Source organism: Embleya scabrispora DSM 41855 (assembly GCF_000372745.1).
GTDB classification, from domain to species: Bacteria; Actinomycetota; Actinomycetes; order Streptomycetales; family Streptomycetaceae; genus Embleya; species Embleya scabrispora.
The window spans coordinates 26,301-43,643 of the sequence record NZ_KB889719.1 but is presented as its reverse complement, the minus strand read 5'-3'; the positions used below and the strand labels follow the sequence as shown (position 1 = coordinate 43,643).

The 17,343-nt window shown below is 70.9% G+C and carries 16 protein-coding genes; 4 read left to right on the top strand and 12 right to left on the bottom strand.

Going from position 1 to position 17,343, the window contains the following annotated elements; genetic code table 11:
• Positions 1 to 21 precede the first annotated feature (21 nt).
• The 7 genes from A3IC_RS60125 to A3IC_RS0144380 form a co-directional block, all read right to left on the bottom strand.
• Positions 22 to 1,422 (bottom strand): dicarboxylate/amino acid:cation symporter, encoded by a 1,401-nt coding sequence (locus tag A3IC_RS60125; RefSeq protein WP_079027080.1) that lies wholly within the window; start codon positions 1,420 to 1,422, stop codon positions 22 to 24.
• Between the two features lie 468 nt (positions 1,423 to 1,890).
• Entirely contained in the window at positions 1,891 to 2,193 is a 303-nt protein-coding gene (locus A3IC_RS60120) for a DUF4229 domain-containing protein (protein ID WP_052174072.1), read from the bottom strand.
• A gap of 142 nt (positions 2,194 to 2,335) precedes the next feature.
• Positions 2,336 to 3,403, bottom strand: a complete 1,068-nt coding sequence (locus A3IC_RS63465) for an SUKH-4 family immunity protein (protein WP_020556508.1) — start codon at positions 3,401 to 3,403, stop codon at positions 2,336 to 2,338.
• On the bottom strand, positions 3,396 to 4,409 hold the full coding sequence (locus tag A3IC_RS63460) for an SUKH-4 family immunity protein (protein ID WP_020556507.1): 1,014 nt from the start codon (positions 4,407 to 4,409) through the stop codon (positions 3,396 to 3,398). Before A3IC_RS63460 ends, A3IC_RS63465 begins: the two co-directional genes overlap by 8 nt.
• A 42-nt stretch (positions 4,410 to 4,451) precedes the next feature.
• Positions 4,452 to 5,615 (bottom strand): aminofutalosine synthase MqnE, encoded by a 1,164-nt coding sequence (mqnE, locus tag A3IC_RS0144390; RefSeq protein ID WP_020556506.1) that lies wholly within the window; start codon positions 5,613 to 5,615, stop codon positions 4,452 to 4,454.
• Positions 5,616 to 5,695: 80 nt separating this feature from the next.
• Positions 5,696 to 6,655, bottom strand: coding sequence for a threonine ammonia-lyase (locus tag A3IC_RS0144385; protein WP_020556505.1), 960 nt, complete (start codon positions 6,653 to 6,655; stop codon positions 5,696 to 5,698).
• 63 nt (positions 6,656 to 6,718) lie between these two features.
• The gene (locus tag A3IC_RS0144380) at positions 6,719 to 7,177 is read right to left on the bottom strand and encodes an Lrp/AsnC family transcriptional regulator (protein ID WP_026219445.1); all 459 of its coding nucleotides are present in this window, start codon (positions 7,175 to 7,177) and stop codon (positions 6,719 to 6,721) included.
• A 180-nt stretch (positions 7,178 to 7,357) separates the two neighbouring features.
• Here A3IC_RS0144380 and A3IC_RS72795 point away from each other — a divergent pair, with 180 nt between their 5' ends.
• Positions 7,358 to 7,492: a hypothetical protein gene (locus A3IC_RS72795; protein ID WP_020556503.1), complete on the top strand. Its 135-nt coding sequence runs from the start codon at positions 7,358 to 7,360 to the stop codon at positions 7,490 to 7,492.
• A 180-nt stretch (positions 7,493 to 7,672) separates the two neighbouring features.
• Here A3IC_RS72795 and A3IC_RS0144370 read toward each other — a convergent pair whose 3' ends face one another.
• Positions 7,673 to 8,335 (bottom strand): UbiX family flavin prenyltransferase, encoded by a 663-nt coding sequence (locus A3IC_RS0144370; RefSeq protein WP_020556502.1) that lies wholly within the window; start codon positions 8,333 to 8,335, stop codon positions 7,673 to 7,675.
• Between the two features lie 53 nt (positions 8,336 to 8,388).
• Between A3IC_RS0144370 and A3IC_RS0144365 the strand changes: the two genes are divergently transcribed.
• A complete protein-coding gene (locus A3IC_RS0144365) occupies positions 8,389 to 8,994 on the top strand; it encodes a rhomboid family intramembrane serine protease (RefSeq protein WP_020556501.1) in 606 nt (201 codons plus the stop codon).
• Positions 8,995 to 9,084: 90 nt separating this feature from the next.
• Positions 9,085 to 10,011: a hypothetical protein gene (locus A3IC_RS0144360; protein WP_158696346.1), complete on the top strand. Its 927-nt coding sequence runs from the start codon at positions 9,085 to 9,087 to the stop codon at positions 10,009 to 10,011.
• Between the two features lie 125 nt (positions 10,012 to 10,136).
• Here A3IC_RS0144360 and A3IC_RS0144355 read toward each other — a convergent pair whose 3' ends face one another.
• Positions 10,137 to 11,912, bottom strand: a complete 1,776-nt coding sequence (locus A3IC_RS0144355; RefSeq protein ID WP_020556499.1) for an N-acyl-D-amino-acid deacylase family protein — start codon at positions 11,910 to 11,912, stop codon at positions 10,137 to 10,139.
• Positions 11,913 to 12,007: 95 nt separating this feature from the next.
• Between A3IC_RS0144355 and A3IC_RS0144350 the strand changes: the two genes are divergently transcribed.
• Complete coding sequence (locus A3IC_RS0144350) at positions 12,008 to 12,910, top strand: IclR family transcriptional regulator (protein WP_020556498.1); 903 nt, start codon at positions 12,008 to 12,010, stop codon at positions 12,908 to 12,910.
• Between the two features lie 123 nt (positions 12,911 to 13,033).
• On the opposite strand, the gene A3IC_RS0144345 is transcribed toward A3IC_RS0144350, so the two are convergent.
• The 3 genes from A3IC_RS0144345 to A3IC_RS0144335 all read right to left on the bottom strand — a co-directional run bounded on the left by A3IC_RS0144345 (position 13,034) and on the right by A3IC_RS0144335 (position 17,317).
• Entirely contained in the window at positions 13,034 to 13,486 is a 453-nt protein-coding gene (locus A3IC_RS0144345) for a PLD nuclease N-terminal domain-containing protein (RefSeq protein WP_020556497.1), read from the bottom strand.
• 91 nt (positions 13,487 to 13,577) lie between these two features.
• Positions 13,578 to 15,182, bottom strand: coding sequence for a mucoidy inhibitor MuiA family protein (locus A3IC_RS0144340; RefSeq protein ID WP_020556496.1), 1,605 nt, complete (start codon positions 15,180 to 15,182; stop codon positions 13,578 to 13,580).
• 2 nt (positions 15,183 to 15,184) lie between these two features.
• Positions 15,185 to 17,317: a DUF4139 domain-containing protein gene (locus tag A3IC_RS0144335; RefSeq protein WP_026219443.1), complete on the bottom strand. Its 2,133-nt coding sequence runs from the start codon at positions 17,315 to 17,317 to the stop codon at positions 15,185 to 15,187.
• Positions 17,318 to 17,343 lie beyond the last annotated feature (26 nt).

The following is a 17,343-nucleotide window of genomic DNA, read 5'->3' as shown; positions in this document are numbered from 1 at the left end:
GGCGCCGGTCGAGTGGGAACGTCAGACCGAGACCGGTTCGCGCTCCGCCGTCTTCTGGAGCGGAACGTGCGGCGTGGCCGGCTCGTCGGGCGCTTCCAGGTCACGCGGGTTGTTGTACTTCTCCAGGTCCAGCGTCTTCTCCCGAGCGGAAACCAGGATCGGCACCACGACCTGCCCGGCCACGTTCGTGGCGGTCCTCATCATGTCCAGGATCGGGTCGATCGCCAGGAGCAGCGCGACGCCGGCGAGCGGCAGGTTCACCGTGCTGAGCGTGAGGGTCAGCATGATGATCGCGCCGGTGAGACCGGCGGTGGCCGCCGAGCCGATCACCGAGACGAACGCGATCAACAGGTATTCCTTGATGCCCAGGTTCACGCCGTAGACCTCGGCCACGAAGATCGCGGCGATCGCCGGGTAGATCGCGGCGCAACCGTCCATCTTCGTGGTGGCGCCGAACGGCACCGCGAACGAGGCGTAGTCCTTGGGGACGCCGAGGCGCTCGGTGACCTTCTGGGTGACCGGCATGGTGCCGACCGAGGAGCGCGAGACGAACGCGAGCTGGATGGCCGGCCACGCGCCCTTGAAGTAGTTCAGCGGGTTGACCTTGCCGACCAGCGCGAGGAGCAGCGGGTAGACCACGAACATCACCAGTGCGCAACCGATGTAGATGTCGGCGGTGAACGTGCCCAGCGGCTTGATCAGGTCCCAGCCGTAGGTGGCGACCGAGGTGCCGATCAGACCCAGCGTGCCCAGCGGGGACAGCTTGATCACCCACCACAGCGCCTTCTGGATGATCTCCAGGACCAGTTCGGCGCCCTTGACCAGCGGTTCGGCCTTGGCGCCGACCGACAGGATCGCGGAGCCGAGCACGACCGCCAGGAAGACGATCTGCAGGACCTTGACCTCGGAGAACGCGGTGACGATGTTCGTCGGGATGATGCCGGTGAGGAAGTCGAGCCAGTCACCGTTGGTCTTGGGCGCCTTGCCCGGGTCGGCCGGCAGCTTGAAGCCGTCGCCCGGGTTGGTGACCAGGCCGATGGTGAGGCCGATCGCGACCGCGATCAGCGACGTGATCAGGAACCACAGCAGCGTACGCGCGGCCAGCCGCGCCGCGTTGTTGACGTTGCGCAGGTTGACGACGCTGACCAGGATCGCGGTGAACACCAGCGGCGGCACGGCCAGCTTGAGCAGCTGGACGAAGATCGTGCCGATCTGGTCGAGCGTCTCGGTCAGCCACGAGACGCTGTACTCCTTGGCGATGAAGCCGAAGACCACACCGAGCACGAGGCCGGCGGCTATCTGGGCCCAGAAGGGAGTTCTCTTCAGGGACTTGAGTGAATCCACAGCAGACAAGGCAGGGCTCCTGAACGGGCACCGTGGGGGACGGGGGTGGCGGTACGGAGCGGCCGCCGACCTGCGCATCAATAGGCACACGAGTGCCCGCAGGAGGAACTACGAAGAAGCGATACTTCGCGCAGAACGGCCGCAGATGGCCGACGTGCGGGCGGTCGGGGCGACGAGCGTGAAGGCGTCAGCCCGGCAGGGGCACGGCGGCGGTCAGCCGCAACACAGCGCGGTGGCGCAACGGCCCAGGTCGACATGACGACGGGACACGAGCGGGAAACCCACCGCCGTGTTCGTCATCTGCGTGTCGCCTGCACCAATCATGGAGCGAGGATAGCCACACTAAACCGATAAACGCAAAGAATTACGGAACGGACACCGGCGGACACCGCCGGCCACATCTCGCTTAAGACGCTTCTTCCCCGAAGCCCACGCGGCCGCGGAAACCCGCCGGACCCGCGAAGACCGTGAGACCCGCGAAGCACATGGGACCCGTGACGCGCCTGGGATTCCCGAAGCCGGCGAGTCCCCCGAAGCCCGAGTGACTCAGGAGGCTTCCTTGGCGATCCGGACCGGGGCCACCGTCTCGTCCTCGGCGTGGTTGTCCTCGGCGATCCGCTGCTTCGCCCGCTGCACCCGCTCGTACAGCGCCTCGGACATCGCGTCCCGCTCCGCGTTCAGGAACCGGTAGCTGATCAACGCCGACCCCGCCGCCGCGATGGCGGTCGCGATGAACGCGTACCCGCGGCCGTTCAGGTCGAAGAGCCAGAACACGGCCATGACCACGGCGAACAGCGCGGCGAAGATGCCGAGCCGATAGAGCGAGTAACGCAGCGTGGGATTCGACATGGTCACCTTCGGTTCCCCTAGCCAGAGCGGTACGAGTGGCGGCGGACGCGAGTCGAGCCGTCCCCTCCAGTCAAGCATCCCGCATTCGGATCGCGGAGCCGGGTCCCGCCTCGACGCCCGGTCGGCCCGGTCACCGGCCCGGTCACGGGCCGAGCCCGTTTATCCCGTCCAGGATCATGTTCTCCCAGTAGCTGCTCGGCTCGGCCCACGCGAGCGGATCGACCGAGGACAGCAGCTCGACCACGATCGACTCCCACACGTCGTGGATGCCGATTCCGAACCGCTCGCCCTGTCGGTGCATCCGCCCGATCACCCACATGGTGAAGGCGAGCGTGGACAGGTCGGTGTTGAGCGTGTCCATCCGCGGCTCGTCGTCACCGGTGTACCAGCGCCGGACCACACCGGTGCGGCCGTCCACGAGCAGGTCGCCGTCCTCGCTGACATAGCCGAGCACGACCAGGTGCTCCGCGTCCGCCGGCGGCTCCGGCTCGTCGTCCCAGTCCGCCCGGCGCTCGGCGATCAACTCGGCCAGGGTCGGCAGTGGCTTGCCGTCGCTGCGCATGTCCAGGTACGCCCACGCGTCGATCAGCCCGATGTCGAGCAGAAAGCGCCGGGTCGGCTCGTGCGTGATCGCGGCGGGCAACTGCCGTTGCTCGTAGCCGGAGAACTCGTTCTCGTACACCAGGTCGAGCATCGCCGAGGTGATCCGCACCGCCAGGCCCTCCCCCGGCACCGCCGCCCGCCGCAGTTGCCACAGCGCGAAGGAGGTGTGCCAGAACGAGTGCCCCGGATCCAGTTCGGGTTCGGTCTCGCCGAGCAGATCGAGCAGGTCCTCGCCGGTGCGCACCGGGCCGCGGCCGGTACGGATCGCCTCCACCAGGCCGGCGTTGCGCACCAGGGTGGACACGTCCATCGAGAGCGGCGCGGGGTCGCCGAACCGCTCCTCGCCGAAGACCCGACCGGTCGCGCCGTCGAGCAGCACCTCCCGGGCCGAGGTGCGCAGCGAGCCGTACGTGCCGAGCACGATCACCCCGTCCCGCTCGCCGCCCGGATGGAACCGGATCAGCGCGGCCTCGCGCGGCAGGCCCACCTCGGCCAGGAAGCGGCGGGTGGGCTCGTGCCCGATCCCGGGAAGGTCGTACCGGACCACCTCGCCGAACCACTCCTCGGCGTCCTGCGCGGTGATCGCGATCCGCAACGCGTCAGCCATACAGCAGACCTCCCGCCTCGTCGTCGAACACGTTCGGCCAGTACGCGGCCGGACCGCGGACCGCGAGCGGATCCACGATGCCGAGCACCGCGGTCATGATCGTGGCCAGGCCGTCGTAGTCGTCGGTGATCGCGAACTCGCGGTCGTAGGCCCGCACCCGCGCGGTCATCCACTGCGCGAGGGCGAGCGTGGACAGGTCGTTGTTCACCGGGCACCGCTCCGCCGGCTCGTCCGGGTAGTGGGCGTACACCCGGCCGGTGAGTCCGTCCACGACCAGGTCGGTGTTCGGGAGCTGCGGCAGGGCGCCGAGTCGCACCAGGCGCCACGTGTGCGGCGCGTGCGGGTACGGCTCGTCCTCGAACTCGTCCAGCGTCGCCACCCACAGCGGACGGTCCTCGTCCAACACCAGCGGGAGGGCGTCGATCAGCCCGACATCACGCAGGAAGCGCAGCGAAGGGGCATGTGAGCGGAGCACCTCGGGGATGTTCCCCTCGGGAATCCGCACCACCCGCTCCGCGCCATAATCCGCCGCCAATGCCTCGTGGGTGAACTCCAGGCGCAGCCCGGCCCGGCCCGGTTCGACCGCGTGCAGCAGCGGCCACACCAGCAGTGCGGCCCGCCAGAAGGCGCACACATCCGGGTCCGAGTGCAAAACCCTCGGCTCGTATCCGCGCACCCGGGCGAAGGCCGCGCGCGACGCCCGGACGGGATCGCACCGGCCGCCGGCCCGGGTCCCGGTCCGCAACGACTCGACCTCGCGCAGCAGTCGGCCGAACGTGTCCAGGCCGCCGGCGAGCAGTTCCTGGTCGACGTGATCCGAGTACACCCGTCCGGTGGCCGGTTCGAGCACGATCGCCCGGGGTGCGAACCACGCGAACTCGCCGAGCGTGAGCATCCCGTCGGGTCGCTCGCGCGGCTCGGGGTACAGGCGCAGCAGGGCCGCCTCGGCCGACGATTGCGCCTCCCGCAGGAACGCGACGACCTCATCGCGCGTGACGGCCCCCATCCGGCACCCCCCGTCACCGATCGACGTCGACCACGCCGGTGGTCAGAGCTTCATCGGCTGCGGCGTGTCGCGCCGGGCCGGGTCCGGGCCCTCGTACTCGCGCAGCGTCTCGTAGCGGGTGTTGCGCTCGACCGGGCGAAAGCCCGCGTCCCGGATGAGTTCGAGCAGGTCGTCGCGGGTCATCTTGTTCGGCGTGCCGAAGTCGTCCGCGTCGTGGGTGATCTTGTACTCCACGACCGAGCCGTCCAGGTCGTCCGCGCCGTGGTTGAGCGCGAGTTGCGCGGTGGCCAGGCCGTGCATGACCCAGAAGCACTTCACGTGCGGAACGTTGTCGAACATCAGCCGGGAGACCGCGAACACCTTGAGCGCCTCGGCGCCGGTGGCCATGTTGGTTCGGGCCTGGAGCCGGTTGCGGACGATGCCGTCCTTGCTGTCGTGGAAGTCGTGCTGGTAGCGCAGCGGGATGAAGACCTGGAAACCGCCGGTCTCGTCCTGGAGTTCACGCAGCCGGATGACGTGGTCGACCCGGTGCCGGGGCTCCTCGATGTGGCCGTAGAGCATCGTGCACGGGGTCTTGAGGCCCTTGGAGTGCGCGAGGCGGTGGATCCGCGACCAGTCCTCCCAGTGGGTGTCGTGGTCGACGATGTGCTGCCGGACCTCCCAGTCGAAGATCTCCGCGCCGCCGCCGGTGAGCGACTCCAGGCCCGCGTCCATCAGCTCGTCGAGGATGTCCGAGGCGGACAGGCCGGAGATCTTCTCGAACCAGTGGATCTCGGTCGCGGTGAACGCCTTGAGCGCGACGTTCGGCAGCACCTCCTTGAGCGCGCTGAGCGACCGCGGGTAATAGCGCCACGGGAGGGTCGGGTGCAGGCCGTTGACGATGTGCAGTTCGGTGATCCCGTCCGGCTGCATCTCCTTCGCGAGCCGCACGGCCTCCTCGATCCGCATCGTGTACGCGTCCTTCTCGCCCGGCTTGCGCTGGAACGAGCAATAGGCACACGACGCGTTGCACACGTTGGTCATGTTGAGGTGACGGTTGACGTTGAAGTGGACCTTGTCGCCGTTCTTCACCGTCCGCACGTGATGCGCGAGCCCGCCGAGCCACGCCAGGTCGTCGCTCGCGTAGAGCGCGATGCCGTCCTCACGGCTGAGTCGCTCCCCGGCGAAAACCTTGTCCTCGATCTCCCTGCGCAGGCCCGCGTCCATGTGTCGGCACTCCCTCTAGGTCTTCATGATTGCCGCTGCACGGCTGCTACGAGGTTACGCCCGGTATGCGGGACACTCGCTCAGGCCATCACCTCGGCGTACAAAGCCGGGTCGGCGTTGCCGCCGCTGACCACGGCGACGTGCTCGCGGCCGGCGGGCAACGCGTCCTTGCGGAAGAGGTAGGCCGCGGTGGCCACCGCACCGGCGGGCTCGGCGACCAGGCGGGCGCGCCGGGCCAGGAAGCGCATCGCCTCGCGAATCTGCTCCTCGGTCACGGTGACGATGTCGTCCACGTACGCCTGGATGTGCGCGAACGGCAGCACACCCACCGAGGTGGTGCGCAGCCCGTCGGCGATGGTGCGGTAGGTGTCGGCGGTGGACCACGTGGTGCGTACGCCGGTACGGAAGGACTCGGCCGCGTCGGCGGCCAGTTCCGGCTCGACGCCGATCACCTTGGTGCCCGGGTTGCTCAGCTTGACCGCGGCGGCGATACCGGAGATCAGGCCGCCGCCGCTGACCGGGACCAGCACGGTGTCCGCGGTGGGCAGGTCCTCGACGATCTCCAGGCCGGCGGTGCCCTGGCCGGCGATGACCCGTGCGTCGTCGTAGGGCGGCACGAACGCGTAGCCGTGCTCGGCGGCCAGTTCGCCGGCCGCGGTGTCGCGCCGGTCCGGCGTGACGATGACCACTTCGGCGCCGAGCGCGCGGGTCGCCTCTATCTTGACCCGCGGCGTGGTGTCCGGCATCACGATCACCGCCCGGGCGCCGAACAGGCGGGCCGCGTAGGCCACCGCCTGCGCGTGGTTGCCGCTGGAGTGGGCGACGACCCCGCGCGAGCGCTCGGCGTCGGTCAGGGCCGCGATCGCGTTGTACGCGCCGCGGATCTTGAACGCGCCGATCGGCTGGAGGTTCTCCGGCTTGAGCCACAGCGGCCGGTCGGCGTCACCGTGCAGGGACGGCAGCAACGGGGTGCGGACCGCCGTGCCCGCGATCCGCTTCCGTGCGGCCTCGAGGTCTTCGAGAGTCACCAGGTTCGTCATGCCTGTCACCCTACGAGGGGGTGCCGGCGGACCGGCGAACCCCTTCGGATCCGGCCGGTGCGGCTACTCGGTGGGTTCGGGCAGTTCGGCCGCGCGGTACTCCCACTTGGTCGAGAGCACCACGGTGGTGCGGGTGCGGGCCACACCGCGGGTGCCGGACAGGCGCCGGACCACGTTCTCCAAGCCCTCCATGTCCGAGACCCGGACCTTGAGCATGAACGAGTCGTCGCCGGCGATGAACCAACAGTCCTCGATCTCGTCGAGGTCGCGCAGCCGGCGGCTGACGTCGTCGTGGTCGGCCGCGTCGGAGAGCTGGATCCCGATCAGCGCGGTCACGCCCAGGCCGAGCGAGACCGGGTCTACGGAGGCCCGGTAACCGGTGATCACGCCGGCCTGTTCGAGCCGGTTGATGCGATCGGTGACGCTCGGACCGGACAAGCCGACGAGTCGGCCCAGTTCGGCGTACGAGGCCCGCCCGTTGCCGCGCAGCGCCTGGATCAGCTTGCGGTCGACGGCATCCATGTCCGTTTCCTCCAGGTAATCGATGGTGTCCATCGGGGGGCCACCAGGGGTCTGCGACATGACGAAGGCGCAAACCCACACGGGGCCTGTAATTCATTGGACGATTCTGATTCTAACCCTTAGAATCAAAGGCATCGGGAGCTACAAGCCTCCGATGACGACTCGTGGGGAGACAACACCGTGTACACCCTGGAGATGGCCCGCGCACACATGCAGGAACTGCATGCCATTGCGGAACGCTCACGCGCCACCCAGCCGTCGAACACGCTCAAGCGTGTGAAGCGTCTGGTCGGCCGCCGCAAGTCCGGGCGCTGATCGCCCGGCAGATCCGGCAAGACCGCCAAGGCTCCCGTCACCACGGGGGCCTTTTTGGTCTGTCCGGGCGGGCGCGGGCGCCCGGCCGGATGCGAGCGTCCGGGCGAGCGTGACCGTGGTCCGGATGGGCACGATCGTCCGGGTCGGGGCGCGGTGACCGGCGGTCTTCTCGGTCGCGACTCACCCGCCCGCCTCGCGTCGGGCGCCGCCCAGTTCGCCGTCCCAGCGGCGATACAGGGTGTGTGCGACGCCGAGCGCGTCCAGCGCCTTGCCCGCGACGAAGTCGACCAGGCGCTGCACGTCCTGGGCGCCCGCGTAGAAGGCCGGGGACGCCGGCAGGATCACCGCGCCGGCGTCGTCGAGCCGGACCAGGTGGCGCAGCGTGGTGCCGGTGAGCGGGGTCTCGCGCGGCACCAGCACGAGTGGGCGGCGCTCCTTGAGGGTGACGTCGGCGGTGCGCTGGAGCAGGTCCTTGGACAAACCGATCGCGATGCCCGCGACCGACGCCGTGCTGGCCGGCACCACGACCATGCCCTTGGCCGGATACGACCCACTCGCGGGTCCCGCGCCCAGATCGCCGGCCGCCCAGTAGCGGACCCGGTCCAGCGCGCCGTCGTCGAGCTTCGTCCACGCCGCGAGGTCGTCGCGCCAGTGCCCGTCGCGGAAGGCGATGCCGGTCTCGTCGAGCAGGGTCAACCGGGCGGCCCGACTGACCACCAGATCCACCTGCTCGCCCGCGTCGAGCAGCCCGCGCAGCACCGCCGCGGCGTAGGGCGTGCCGGATGCCCCCGATACGCCGACTATCCACGGGCGCCGTCCCGTACTGTCCCGCTCCTGGTCCATGCCTCCTATTGTGGCTTCGTAGCGGTACCGCCTACCGCAGGGGAGGGGTGTGCATGTCCCGCATATCCGTGTCGGGAGTCCGCGACGCGGCCCTGGTCACCGCGGTGCTGATCGGCGCGGTCTGGGCCGTCCAGCTGATCAACTACACGACCGACGACTCGCTGCTCACCCACGGCGTGACACCCCGGCGGGCGGACGAACTGCCGGACATCCTCAGCGCGCCCTTCCTGCACTTCGGCACCGGACACATCGTCGCCAACACCTTCCCGTTGATGCTGCTCGGTTTCCTGGCCGCGCTGCGCGGAATCACCCGTTTCCTCGCCGTATTGCTCACGATCACCGTGATCGGCGGTCTGGGCGTGTGGCTGACCGCGCCGACCGGAACGAACACGGCGGGCGCGAGCATCCTGGTCTTCGGGCTGTTCGGCTACCTGATCGTGCGCGGCTTCGCCGACCGCCGGGTGCTGGACGTGCTGATCGGCTTCGCCGTATTGGGCCTGTACGGCAGCTCGTTCGCGATGGGGATCACCCCGCTCGCGGAGGGAGTGTCCTGGCAGGGTCACCTGTTCGGGTTGATCGGCGGCGTGTCGGCGGCGCTGGCCTTCCGCCGTCGACGCGATGTGTCGCACCTCTCGCCCACGGACCTGCCCATCGGGTAATGCGGTCGACATCGCTGCATACGATTCGGGTAGGCATACCCCTGCTATTTCGTTCGTTCTTGCTTCTCGACCGGGAGTTTCCCTGTGCGCTTGCTCCGGATATCCGCCGCGGCCCTGACCGTACCGCTGGTCCTGCTCGCCGCCGGTTGTGGCGAGTCCTCTTCGGGAGATCCGTTCAAGCCCGCCGCCGCCGGTGGTGACGCGCTCGACCCCAAGGGACCCTCGAACGAGGCGCTGACCGTGGAGGCGCTGTCCAAGCAGGCCGAGACCGGCTTCAAGGAACTCACGAACCTGCACATCGAGGGCACCGGAAAGGTCTACGACCTCCCGCTCGGCGTGGACATCAAGGTCGGCACCGCCGAGCAGGCCGAGGGCAGGATCACCCTCCAGGACAAGGCCCTGGACCTGATCGCGGTCGACAAGACCACGTACGTCAAGATCGCGCCCGGCACCGTCCAGACCGTCCTGGACCTGAGCAAGCGGGCCGAGGCCGCGTCCTCGGCCGGCACGCCCGAGTCGGCCGAAGACAAGGAACTGGGTGAGCAGTTCACCAAGATGTTCGCCGAGGGCGCCAAGCTCGTCGAGGGCAAGTACATCAAGTTCGGCGGCGCGGAGACCGGCAAGCTCGGCCAGGACCTGCTCAAGGGCGGCAAGCCGTCGCTGGACGGGCTGTTCGGCTCGGACTCGGGCGACTCCGAGGACCCGGCGAATGACCGGCCGATGACCAAGGGCCCGACCACCGAGATCAACGGGACCAAGGTGATCCCGCTGATCTCCAAGGACGAGGACGGCACGACCGTCACGATGTATGTCGCGGCCAACGGCAAGCCCTTCCCGATCCGGCTCACCGCCGACGACAAGAGCGACGGCACCAACGAGGTCACCCTCGACCTCAAGTACTCCAAGCTCACCGGCGGCATCTCCCCCAAGGCCCCGGCGCCCGGCGACACGGTCGACCTCAACGGCCTCCTGAAGTCCTTCGGCGGCGGCTTGTTCGGCGAGGACAAGACGGCCTGAGCGAGGGTTTCGCGGTCGACGCGAACGCCCGGGGCACCCGAGACACGGACGGCCGGGTACCGCACGGCAGCGATGTCGGCCGGGCGCTGCGCCGAGTCTTCGACTTCGAGCGCAGCGCCCCACCCTCAGCGCGCCCCCCGCACCAGCCGCCCCGGTCGCGCGCCCGTGTCCACGCCGTCCCGCCTGGTCACCCGGCCCGCCACGATCGTGGCCACGTAGCCCGTTGCGTCCTGGAGCATGCGGCCGCCGCCGGCCGGGAGGTCGTGGACCATCCTGGGGCGGTGCAGCGTGAGGGCGTCCAGGTCGATCACGTTGAGGTCGGCGCGCTTGCCCTCGGCCACCACACCGCGGTCGGACAGGCCGTAGAGCGCGGCGGTGTCCATCGTCTGCTTGCGGATCAGGAACTCCAGCGGCAGACGCTCGCCGCGGGTGCGGTCCCGGGCCCAGTGGGTGAGCAGGAAGGTCGGCTGCGAGGCGTCGCAGATCATCGAGCAGTGCGCGCCGCCGTCGGCCAGGCCGAACACACTCGCCGGGTGGGTGAGCATCTCCCGGATCGCCTCGTGGTCGCCGTCCGAGTAGTTGAACATCGGGACCATCAGCGTGGTCCGCGCGTCGTCCGCCAGTTGCAGGTCGTACAGCGTCGACAGCGGCTCCTCGCCGCGGGCCCGCGCGATGGCGGTCACCGTCCGGTCCGGCAGCGGCTCGTAGTCCGGGACCGCGTCCATCGGGTACATCCGGTCCAGCATGAACTGCATGGCCAGGTTGACCGAGTCGCCGGGGATGTTCGGGTCGCTGGGCAGGTCCGACTCGGCCAGGATCGCCGCCTTGATCTCGGGCCGGGCCAACTCGGCGGCGAACGCCGCGTCGTCCAGCTCGCCCGCCAGGCGCCGGTCGTCGATCGCCCGGAACGTCGGTCGTTTGCTGAACGCGTTGCGGGTGCCGAAGCCGGTCAGCATGCCGAACGGACGCCCGGCGATCTGCGGATGCAGTTGCGCGCCCGCCTCGTTCGCGGCCTGTGACTCGGCCATCAGTTCGCGCCACAGTTCGGGGGCGGCGTTGACCTGGAGCAGCGCGAACGACACCGGCATGCCGATCTCGGCGGCCAGTCGGCGCATCCAGGCCACCTCGGAGGCGGGCTTGACGATGTCCTCGCCGGACGAGCCGGTCGGGGCCAGTTCGAACACGGCCCGCCCGCCCGCGGCCATCGCCCGGCCCAGGCCGAAGAGTTCGTCCTCGGTGGCGAACGTGCCGGGCACCGGCTCGCCGCCCATCGCCTTGTGCGCGACGGTACGCGACGTGGAGAAGCCCAGCGCGCCCGCCTCGATCGCCTCCTTGACGATCACCGCCATCGCCTCGATGTCCTCGGCGCCGGCCGGTTCGTTGCGCGCGCCGCGGTCGCCCATCGCGTAGGCCCGAACCGCGCCGTGGGCGACCTGGATGCCGATGTCGACGGCGAAGGTGCGCCGCTCCAGCACGTCCAGGTATTCCGGGAACGTCTCCCAGCCCCACGTCATGCCCTCGGCCAGGGCCGTCCCGGGGATGTCCTCGACGCCCTCCATCAACCGGATCAGCCAGTCCTCGCGGCCCGGTCGGACCGGCGCGAAGCCGACCCCGCAGTTCCCGGAGACCACCGTGGTCACGCCGTGCGACGTGGACGGGTCGAGCACCTCGTCCCAGGTGGCCTGGCCGTCGTAGTGGGTGTGGATGTCCACGAAGCCCGGCGTGACCAGGCGACCGGCCGCGTCGATCGTCTCGGCCGCGTCGCCCTCCAGCGCCGGGTCCGGGCCGTCGTGCCGGCGGACCGCGACGATCAGGCCGTCCCGGACCCCGATGTCCCCGACGAACCGGTCCGCGCCGGTGCCGTCCACGATCGTGGCGTTGATGATCTTGAGGTCGTACATGTGAGCCTCCCCGGTAACGTGGGGCAGACCGTACGGCTGCGCATTGTGCGAGTCAATATGCGCACTATGCGAAAAGATCCAGTAAGGTGGGGACCATGGCCCCCAGACCGTCACCGCAGACCGAGCGACTCGTCTCCCTGATCGACGCGATCGCCGAACGGCCGGCGGAGGGGCTGACCCTGTCCGAGATCGCCCGACACCTCGGGGTGACCCCCGCCACGTGCCATCCGATGCTGGCGAGCCTGACCTCGCTGGGCTGGTTGATCCGCCATCCCACCCGGCGCACCTACCGGCTCGGCCCGGCGCTGGTGGCGGTCGGCCGAGCAGCGGCGCGCGGGCTCGGCGTGCTCGACGTCGCACGCCCGATCATGGCCCGGCTGCGCGACGAAACCGGGCTGACCTGCTTCGCGATGACCCCCGGCGAACACCACGTCGCGATCGCCGAGGTGGTCCACGCGCCGGGGCCCGAACTGCACCGGCTACGCGTCGGCGCGCAGGCGCCGATCACCCCGCCGCTGGGCATCGGCTACGTGCCCTGGGCGGACGAGCAGACGGTGCGCCGCTGGCTCGACGAGGCGCACGATCCGGCCGCGCGCGGCCGGATGGCGCGCGCGATCGACAACGCGCGGCGCCGGGGCTTCGCGATCGAGCTGGTCACCGACGTGGAGACCCGACTGGGCGAGACGCTCGGCGAGTTGGACGAGCACTTGGAGGGGCTGGACACGCTGGGCGCGGGCGCGTCGGCGGCCCGGCTGCGCACGCTCCTGGAGGAGATCGCCGCCGAGATCGGCGGTTCCGACGGTGGACAGATCGACGAGTTGGAACCGGACCGGGACTACCGGGTGGGCGCGATCAGCGCACCGGTGCACGATCGCGACGGCGACCTGGTGCTGATCCTGAGCCTGCGCGGCTTCGCGCCGCGGACCGACGGGCAGACGCTGGAGAAGACCGGCCGGCTGCTCGCCGAGGCGGCGGCGGAGGTGGCCGCCGCGACCTGAGCGACGGGACACCGGACAACCGGACATCGGGCTCCGGAAGCCGGTCCGCGCATACGAGAGCCGGCCGGGTCGACGATGCGACCCGGCCGGCTGTGCGACCGATGCCCGACCCGAGAGTCGGGCTCAGTCCTTGTCCTTCGCGTCCTTGTCCTTCGCGCGCTCGTCCGGGTTGTCCCGGTCGGGGCTGCGCAGGTCGTCCTCGCGGTGCTTGAGGTCCTCTTCCCAGCGCTTGAGCATCTCCGCCTGGTCCTCGGCGGCGCTCGGTTCGCTCGGCCTGCGGTTGTCCTTGTTCAGCGAGGCGAGGAACTCGGGGTCGTCGTCCGGGGCCATCTGCCGCCCCTGGGAACGGCCGCCGAACCCGAACCCGCCGGCCCCGCCGGGCGCGTACTCGCGCTTGGGACGCCCGGCGACGAACCAGCCGATCGGGCCCAGGAAGACGGGGAAGAAGAGCAGGATGATGAAGACCCAGGCGATCTTGGGCAGGCTGCGGACCTTCTGCTCATCGGTGGTCAGGCAGTCGATGAACGCGTAGATCCCGACGGCCAAGGGCAGCAGGAACAGCAGGGCCCTGATCATGTGGCGGTCTCCCAGACGGTTACTCGGCGCTCGGTACTCGGATGCGTCTCCCATCCAGCGTAAACGGTCGGCTCCTTGAACACCGGATCGCTCACAGTCCGGTGACCTTGCCCGATGCGTGCAGCTCGTACACCAGCGTGATCCGCCGCCGCTCGCCCGCGGTCAATCGCACGTCGTAACGCACGATTCCCTGGTCGTCGACCGCGTCCGGCGCCGGTTCCGACAGGTCGCGGCGGACCTTGACCTCGACCGCCGACACCTCGGACACCGGCACCCGCTCGCGCAGCACGACCGTGCCGGGCGACTCGGCCCCCGGCGCGGCGACGTGCGAGAGGAAGACGGTCACCGTACGGGTGACCACCGTGCGGCCGGTGAGCGAGGCCGTGGTGCGCGACTCGGTCACCTCGCGCACCACGCGGAAGTCGTCCTCGCTGCCGAACGGCAGCCGCACCTCCTCGCCCGGCGCGGCGAAGTCGAGCTGTCCACGCCCGGCGTATCCGCTGCCGCGGACCAGCTCCACCGGGCCCGCGAGCAGCGCGTGTCCGGCGTCGTTGGCGAACCGCACGACCTGGCTCACGTACTGCGACAGCTCGGGCGAACAGGCGGCCTCCGGCTCGCACTTCGTGGTGAACGTGGTCAACCGGACCCGATGCGGCCGGCCGTCGGAGGGCACCTGGACCGGGGTCGGCGCGGCCAGCACCCGGACCTCGCCGCCGTCGTCCACGCCGGGCAACTCGGCAGAGCCGCCCGCGACCCGGCCGACCGTGGCGATGTCCTCCTCGCGCAGGTCCACCTCGACCTGCTTCTTCTCCACCTGGGTGCGCTCGCGCAGGGTGAGCCGGTCCTCGACCAGGCTCGGCGGCCGCGCGGCCAGGGTCGGCCGCGCGGTGGACAGGGAGAGCGTCACGCCGGACCAGTCCTCGCCGGTGCACTGCCACACCACCGCGTCGCATTCGACCTCGATCGACCGGCGATCCGGCGCCAGGGCGGCGCGGTAGGCGGGCCGCCACAGCGCGCACGGCACCAGGTGCACCACGCGCAGCTCGGCCGAACCGGTCCGCTCGGCCTCGATCACCACCTCGACGGTGGCGGTCAGCTCGACCGGCTCCTGCTCGGCCACGCTCAGCGCCGCCTGGGCGTCACGCAACCGGGTACGGAGCGTGGCCTGTTCGTCGGCGAGCGTATGCAGGTCCGTGTAGCGCTGCTCGGCCTCGGCCGACAGCCGGTCCGACTCGGCGGCCCAGCGCTCGGGCTCGGTCGTGCCGAAGCCGGTCTGCTCCGCGATGTCGCGGCGCAGATCGGCCCGGGCCTGATCGACCAGTGCCAATCCGGTGCGCAGGCGCCGCTCGCGCCGGGACAGCACGGTGGCACGCTCGCCCGACTCGTGCACGAGCCGGCGCAGCTCGGACGCGTCGGGCCCGGGCCCGGTCGCGGGCTTGGGCGTGTACACCCGCACCACACGCGCGTCGATCGCGGTCGCGGTGCCGTCGTCGGCGATCACCTCGGCGCGCAACGACCGATCAACCGCCAGCGGGGTCACCGGGCCGACCAGCACCCGCTGTACGCCCCTGCTCAATTCGATCCGGCCGGACCGGGTCACCTGGGCCCGGTCCTCCAGACACGTCACCGCCGTGATCGGCAGCGGTTCCGGCTTGGGTTCGGCCGGAGTGCTCTGTTCCAGCGTCGGCTGAGTCACCGTCAGACCCTCCTGTTGCCGCCGACCACGGCCTTCGCTGCCGGGATCCGGATCTCGTAGCCACCGGTCAGGTTCCTGCGCTCGCCGGGGGCGAGTTCGACATGCCACACGCGTGCACCCGCGACGTGCCGTCCGTCGCGCAGTTCGGTGTCCTCCACCCAGCGCGGCGCGCCGGCGTGCTCCTCGATCTTCACGTCCTTGTCGTCGGTGACCGGGATCCGCTCCAGGATGTCCAGCCGGATCGGCCGGGCGAGGTGGTTCACCGCCTCGATCTCGATCCGGTGGTCGAGCACCGCCGTCCCGCCGCGCAGCCCCGCCGTCGACTCGCGCATGTGCGCGTTCCGCGAGACCTGCACGCTCTCCACGACGCCCACGCCCACCCGTTCGCGCGCGCCCGGCGCCAGCGTCGGCAGCGGCACGGTCATCAGGAACTCGCCGGCCACCGAGACGTCCGCCGGCCCGGCGAGCAGCGCGTGCGGCGACGCGTTGGCGAGCACGACCGTGCCGAACACCGCTTCGTCCAACGCCGGTACGCAGACGAACTCCGGGTCGAGGCCGACCTCGATCTCGCACACCGGGATGGTGTGCCATACGCCGTCCGCGGACACCTCGGCCGGCGCCGCGGTGTCGAAGCGGTAGTCGTAGGACCCGGCCGCGTCACGCGGCGCGAGCGCGTGCTCAGGCAGCACCAGCCGGCTCACCTCGTCGGCACGCCGGCGGTACTCCGTCGCCGTGCCACCCGGGCCGTGCGGCGCCGGGCGCAACCGGCCCCGGGCCTCGGTGTCGTGCGCGCCGCGCAGCTCCAGCGCCGCGTAGTCCAGCAGGTCGGCGCCCGGCTCGGGCTGCTCGGGCGGCGCGGGTTTCGCGCTCGGCGCGATGGCGTCCTCGTCGGCCGGCGCGCCGTAGCCGGCGAGTTCCATGGCGCCGCCGGGCGCGGCAGGAGCAGCCGCGGCGCTCCGGGACCGGCGCATCATCGGGGCCGCCGGCCGCGGCGCGGGCGGTGGTGCGCCGAAGCCGCCGGCGGCCTGCATCGGCGGCGCGGAGGCGGTCACCGGTGCGGGTGACGCCTGGAGGAAGGCCGGCACGTCGGGCTCGATCTCGATCGCGCCGTAGGAGGGGGGCGGCACCGACGAGGCGCCCGCCCGCTGCTCGGCGAAGCCGCTCGCGCCGGGCCCGGCCCCCGCGTACGCCGGCCGGGACGGCGGGCGCTTGGCCACCCCCACGTCGTAGCCCGCGAACAACTCGGCCAGCCCGGCCGGTGGCTCCCGCCAGCCGGGGTGCGCGGGCACGCTCTGCCTGCGGCCCAGGCGCAACGACTTGAGCTCGGGCAGGTCGGTGCCGCGGGCCAGGTCCGCGGTGGACAGACCGAGCCGCACACCGGTCCAGTCCTCGCCGGTGCGCTGCGCGACGCAGGCCCGCATGACCAGCGTGCCGCCGGTCATCGCCTCGTCCAGGCGCAGCTGGTACATCGGCGCCCAGCGCGCGCCGGGCACGTGGTACTCCACGTCCAGCCCGATCGGGCCCGCGTCGCCGGTGTGCTCCAGCGTGATCACCACGGTGCCGGACACCTGGGCCCGCTCGGTGCGCTGCGCGCCGGAGGCGGCGTTGAGCCGGGCCCGGTACAGCTCGGTGTCGCGGATCGCCTCGCGCAGCTCGTCGTCACACGCGCCGATCCGCTCGTACAGTGCCTCGGCCCGCTCGTCGGCGAACGCGGCCAGATCCAAGAGCGCGGACACCGGCGCGGTGCGCGGCGGATCGCCGCGGCGCACGGTGGGCATGATCGCGGTCAGCCCGGCGATCTCCTCCAGCTCGGCGGCCAGTCGCGCGCCGCGCTCGTGCAGGGTGCGTACCCGGGACTCGGCCGCCTCCAGGTCCAGCAGCACGCTCGGCAGGTCCGCGTCCCGGACCACCTCGACGTCGACCACGGGCCGTACGTCGGTGACCCGCACACCCGTGCCGCCGGCCACGACCCGCGCCCGCAACCAGTCGCCGTACGCCGTCAACGGGAACCCGCTCACCCGTACCCGGACCGGCCCCGGGGGACCCGCCGGCAGTTCCACCTCGCAATTTCGCACACACACCGCCCCCACGGCATGAACGACCACCGAACGCAATTCCGAAGCGACCGTGAGCATGTACCCCTCCCTGCTCGGCACGAGGG

What these genes read in the sequence shown, in the direction of transcription:
- A3IC_RS0144385 (WP_020556505.1), bottom strand. Translation starts at nt 6,655, where the DNA reads ATGACGAACCTGGTGACTCTCGAAGACCTCGAGGCCGCACGGAAGCGG.
- mqnE (WP_020556506.1), bottom strand. Translation starts at nt 5,615, where the DNA reads ATGGACGCGGGCCTGCGCAGGGAGATCGAGGACAAGGTTTTCGCCGGG.
- A3IC_RS0144345 (WP_020556497.1), bottom strand. Translation starts at nt 13,486, where the DNA reads ATGATCAGGGCCCTGCTGTTCCTGCTGCCCTTGGCCGTCGGGATCTAC.
- A3IC_RS0144365 (WP_020556501.1), top strand. Translation starts at nt 8,389, where the DNA reads ATGTCCCGCATATCCGTGTCGGGAGTCCGCGACGCGGCCCTGGTCACC.
- A3IC_RS0144370 (WP_020556502.1), bottom strand. Translation starts at nt 8,335, where the DNA reads ATGGACCAGGAGCGGGACAGTACGGGACGGCGCCCGTGGATAGTCGGC.
- A3IC_RS60120 (WP_052174072.1), bottom strand. Translation starts at nt 2,193, where the DNA reads ATGTCGAATCCCACGCTGCGTTACTCGCTCTATCGGCTCGGCATCTTC.
- A3IC_RS0144380 (WP_026219445.1), bottom strand. Translation starts at nt 7,177, where the DNA reads ATGGATGCCGTCGACCGCAAGCTGATCCAGGCGCTGCGCGGCAACGGG.
- A3IC_RS0144350 (WP_020556498.1), top strand. Translation starts at nt 12,008, where the DNA reads ATGGCCCCCAGACCGTCACCGCAGACCGAGCGACTCGTCTCCCTGATC.
- A3IC_RS63465 (WP_020556508.1), bottom strand. Translation starts at nt 3,403, where the DNA reads ATGGCTGACGCGTTGCGGATCGCGATCACCGCGCAGGACGCCGAGGAG.
- A3IC_RS63460 (WP_020556507.1), bottom strand. Translation starts at nt 4,409, where the DNA reads ATGGGGGCCGTCACGCGCGATGAGGTCGTCGCGTTCCTGCGGGAGGCG.
- A3IC_RS0144335 (WP_026219443.1), bottom strand. Translation starts at nt 17,317, where the DNA reads ATGCTCACGGTCGCTTCGGAATTGCGTTCGGTGGTCGTTCATGCCGTG.
- A3IC_RS0144355 (WP_020556499.1), bottom strand. Translation starts at nt 11,912, where the DNA reads ATGTACGACCTCAAGATCATCAACGCCACGATCGTGGACGGCACCGGC.
- A3IC_RS60125 (WP_079027080.1), bottom strand. Translation starts at nt 1,422, where the DNA reads ATGCGCAGGTCGGCGGCCGCTCCGTACCGCCACCCCCGTCCCCCACGG.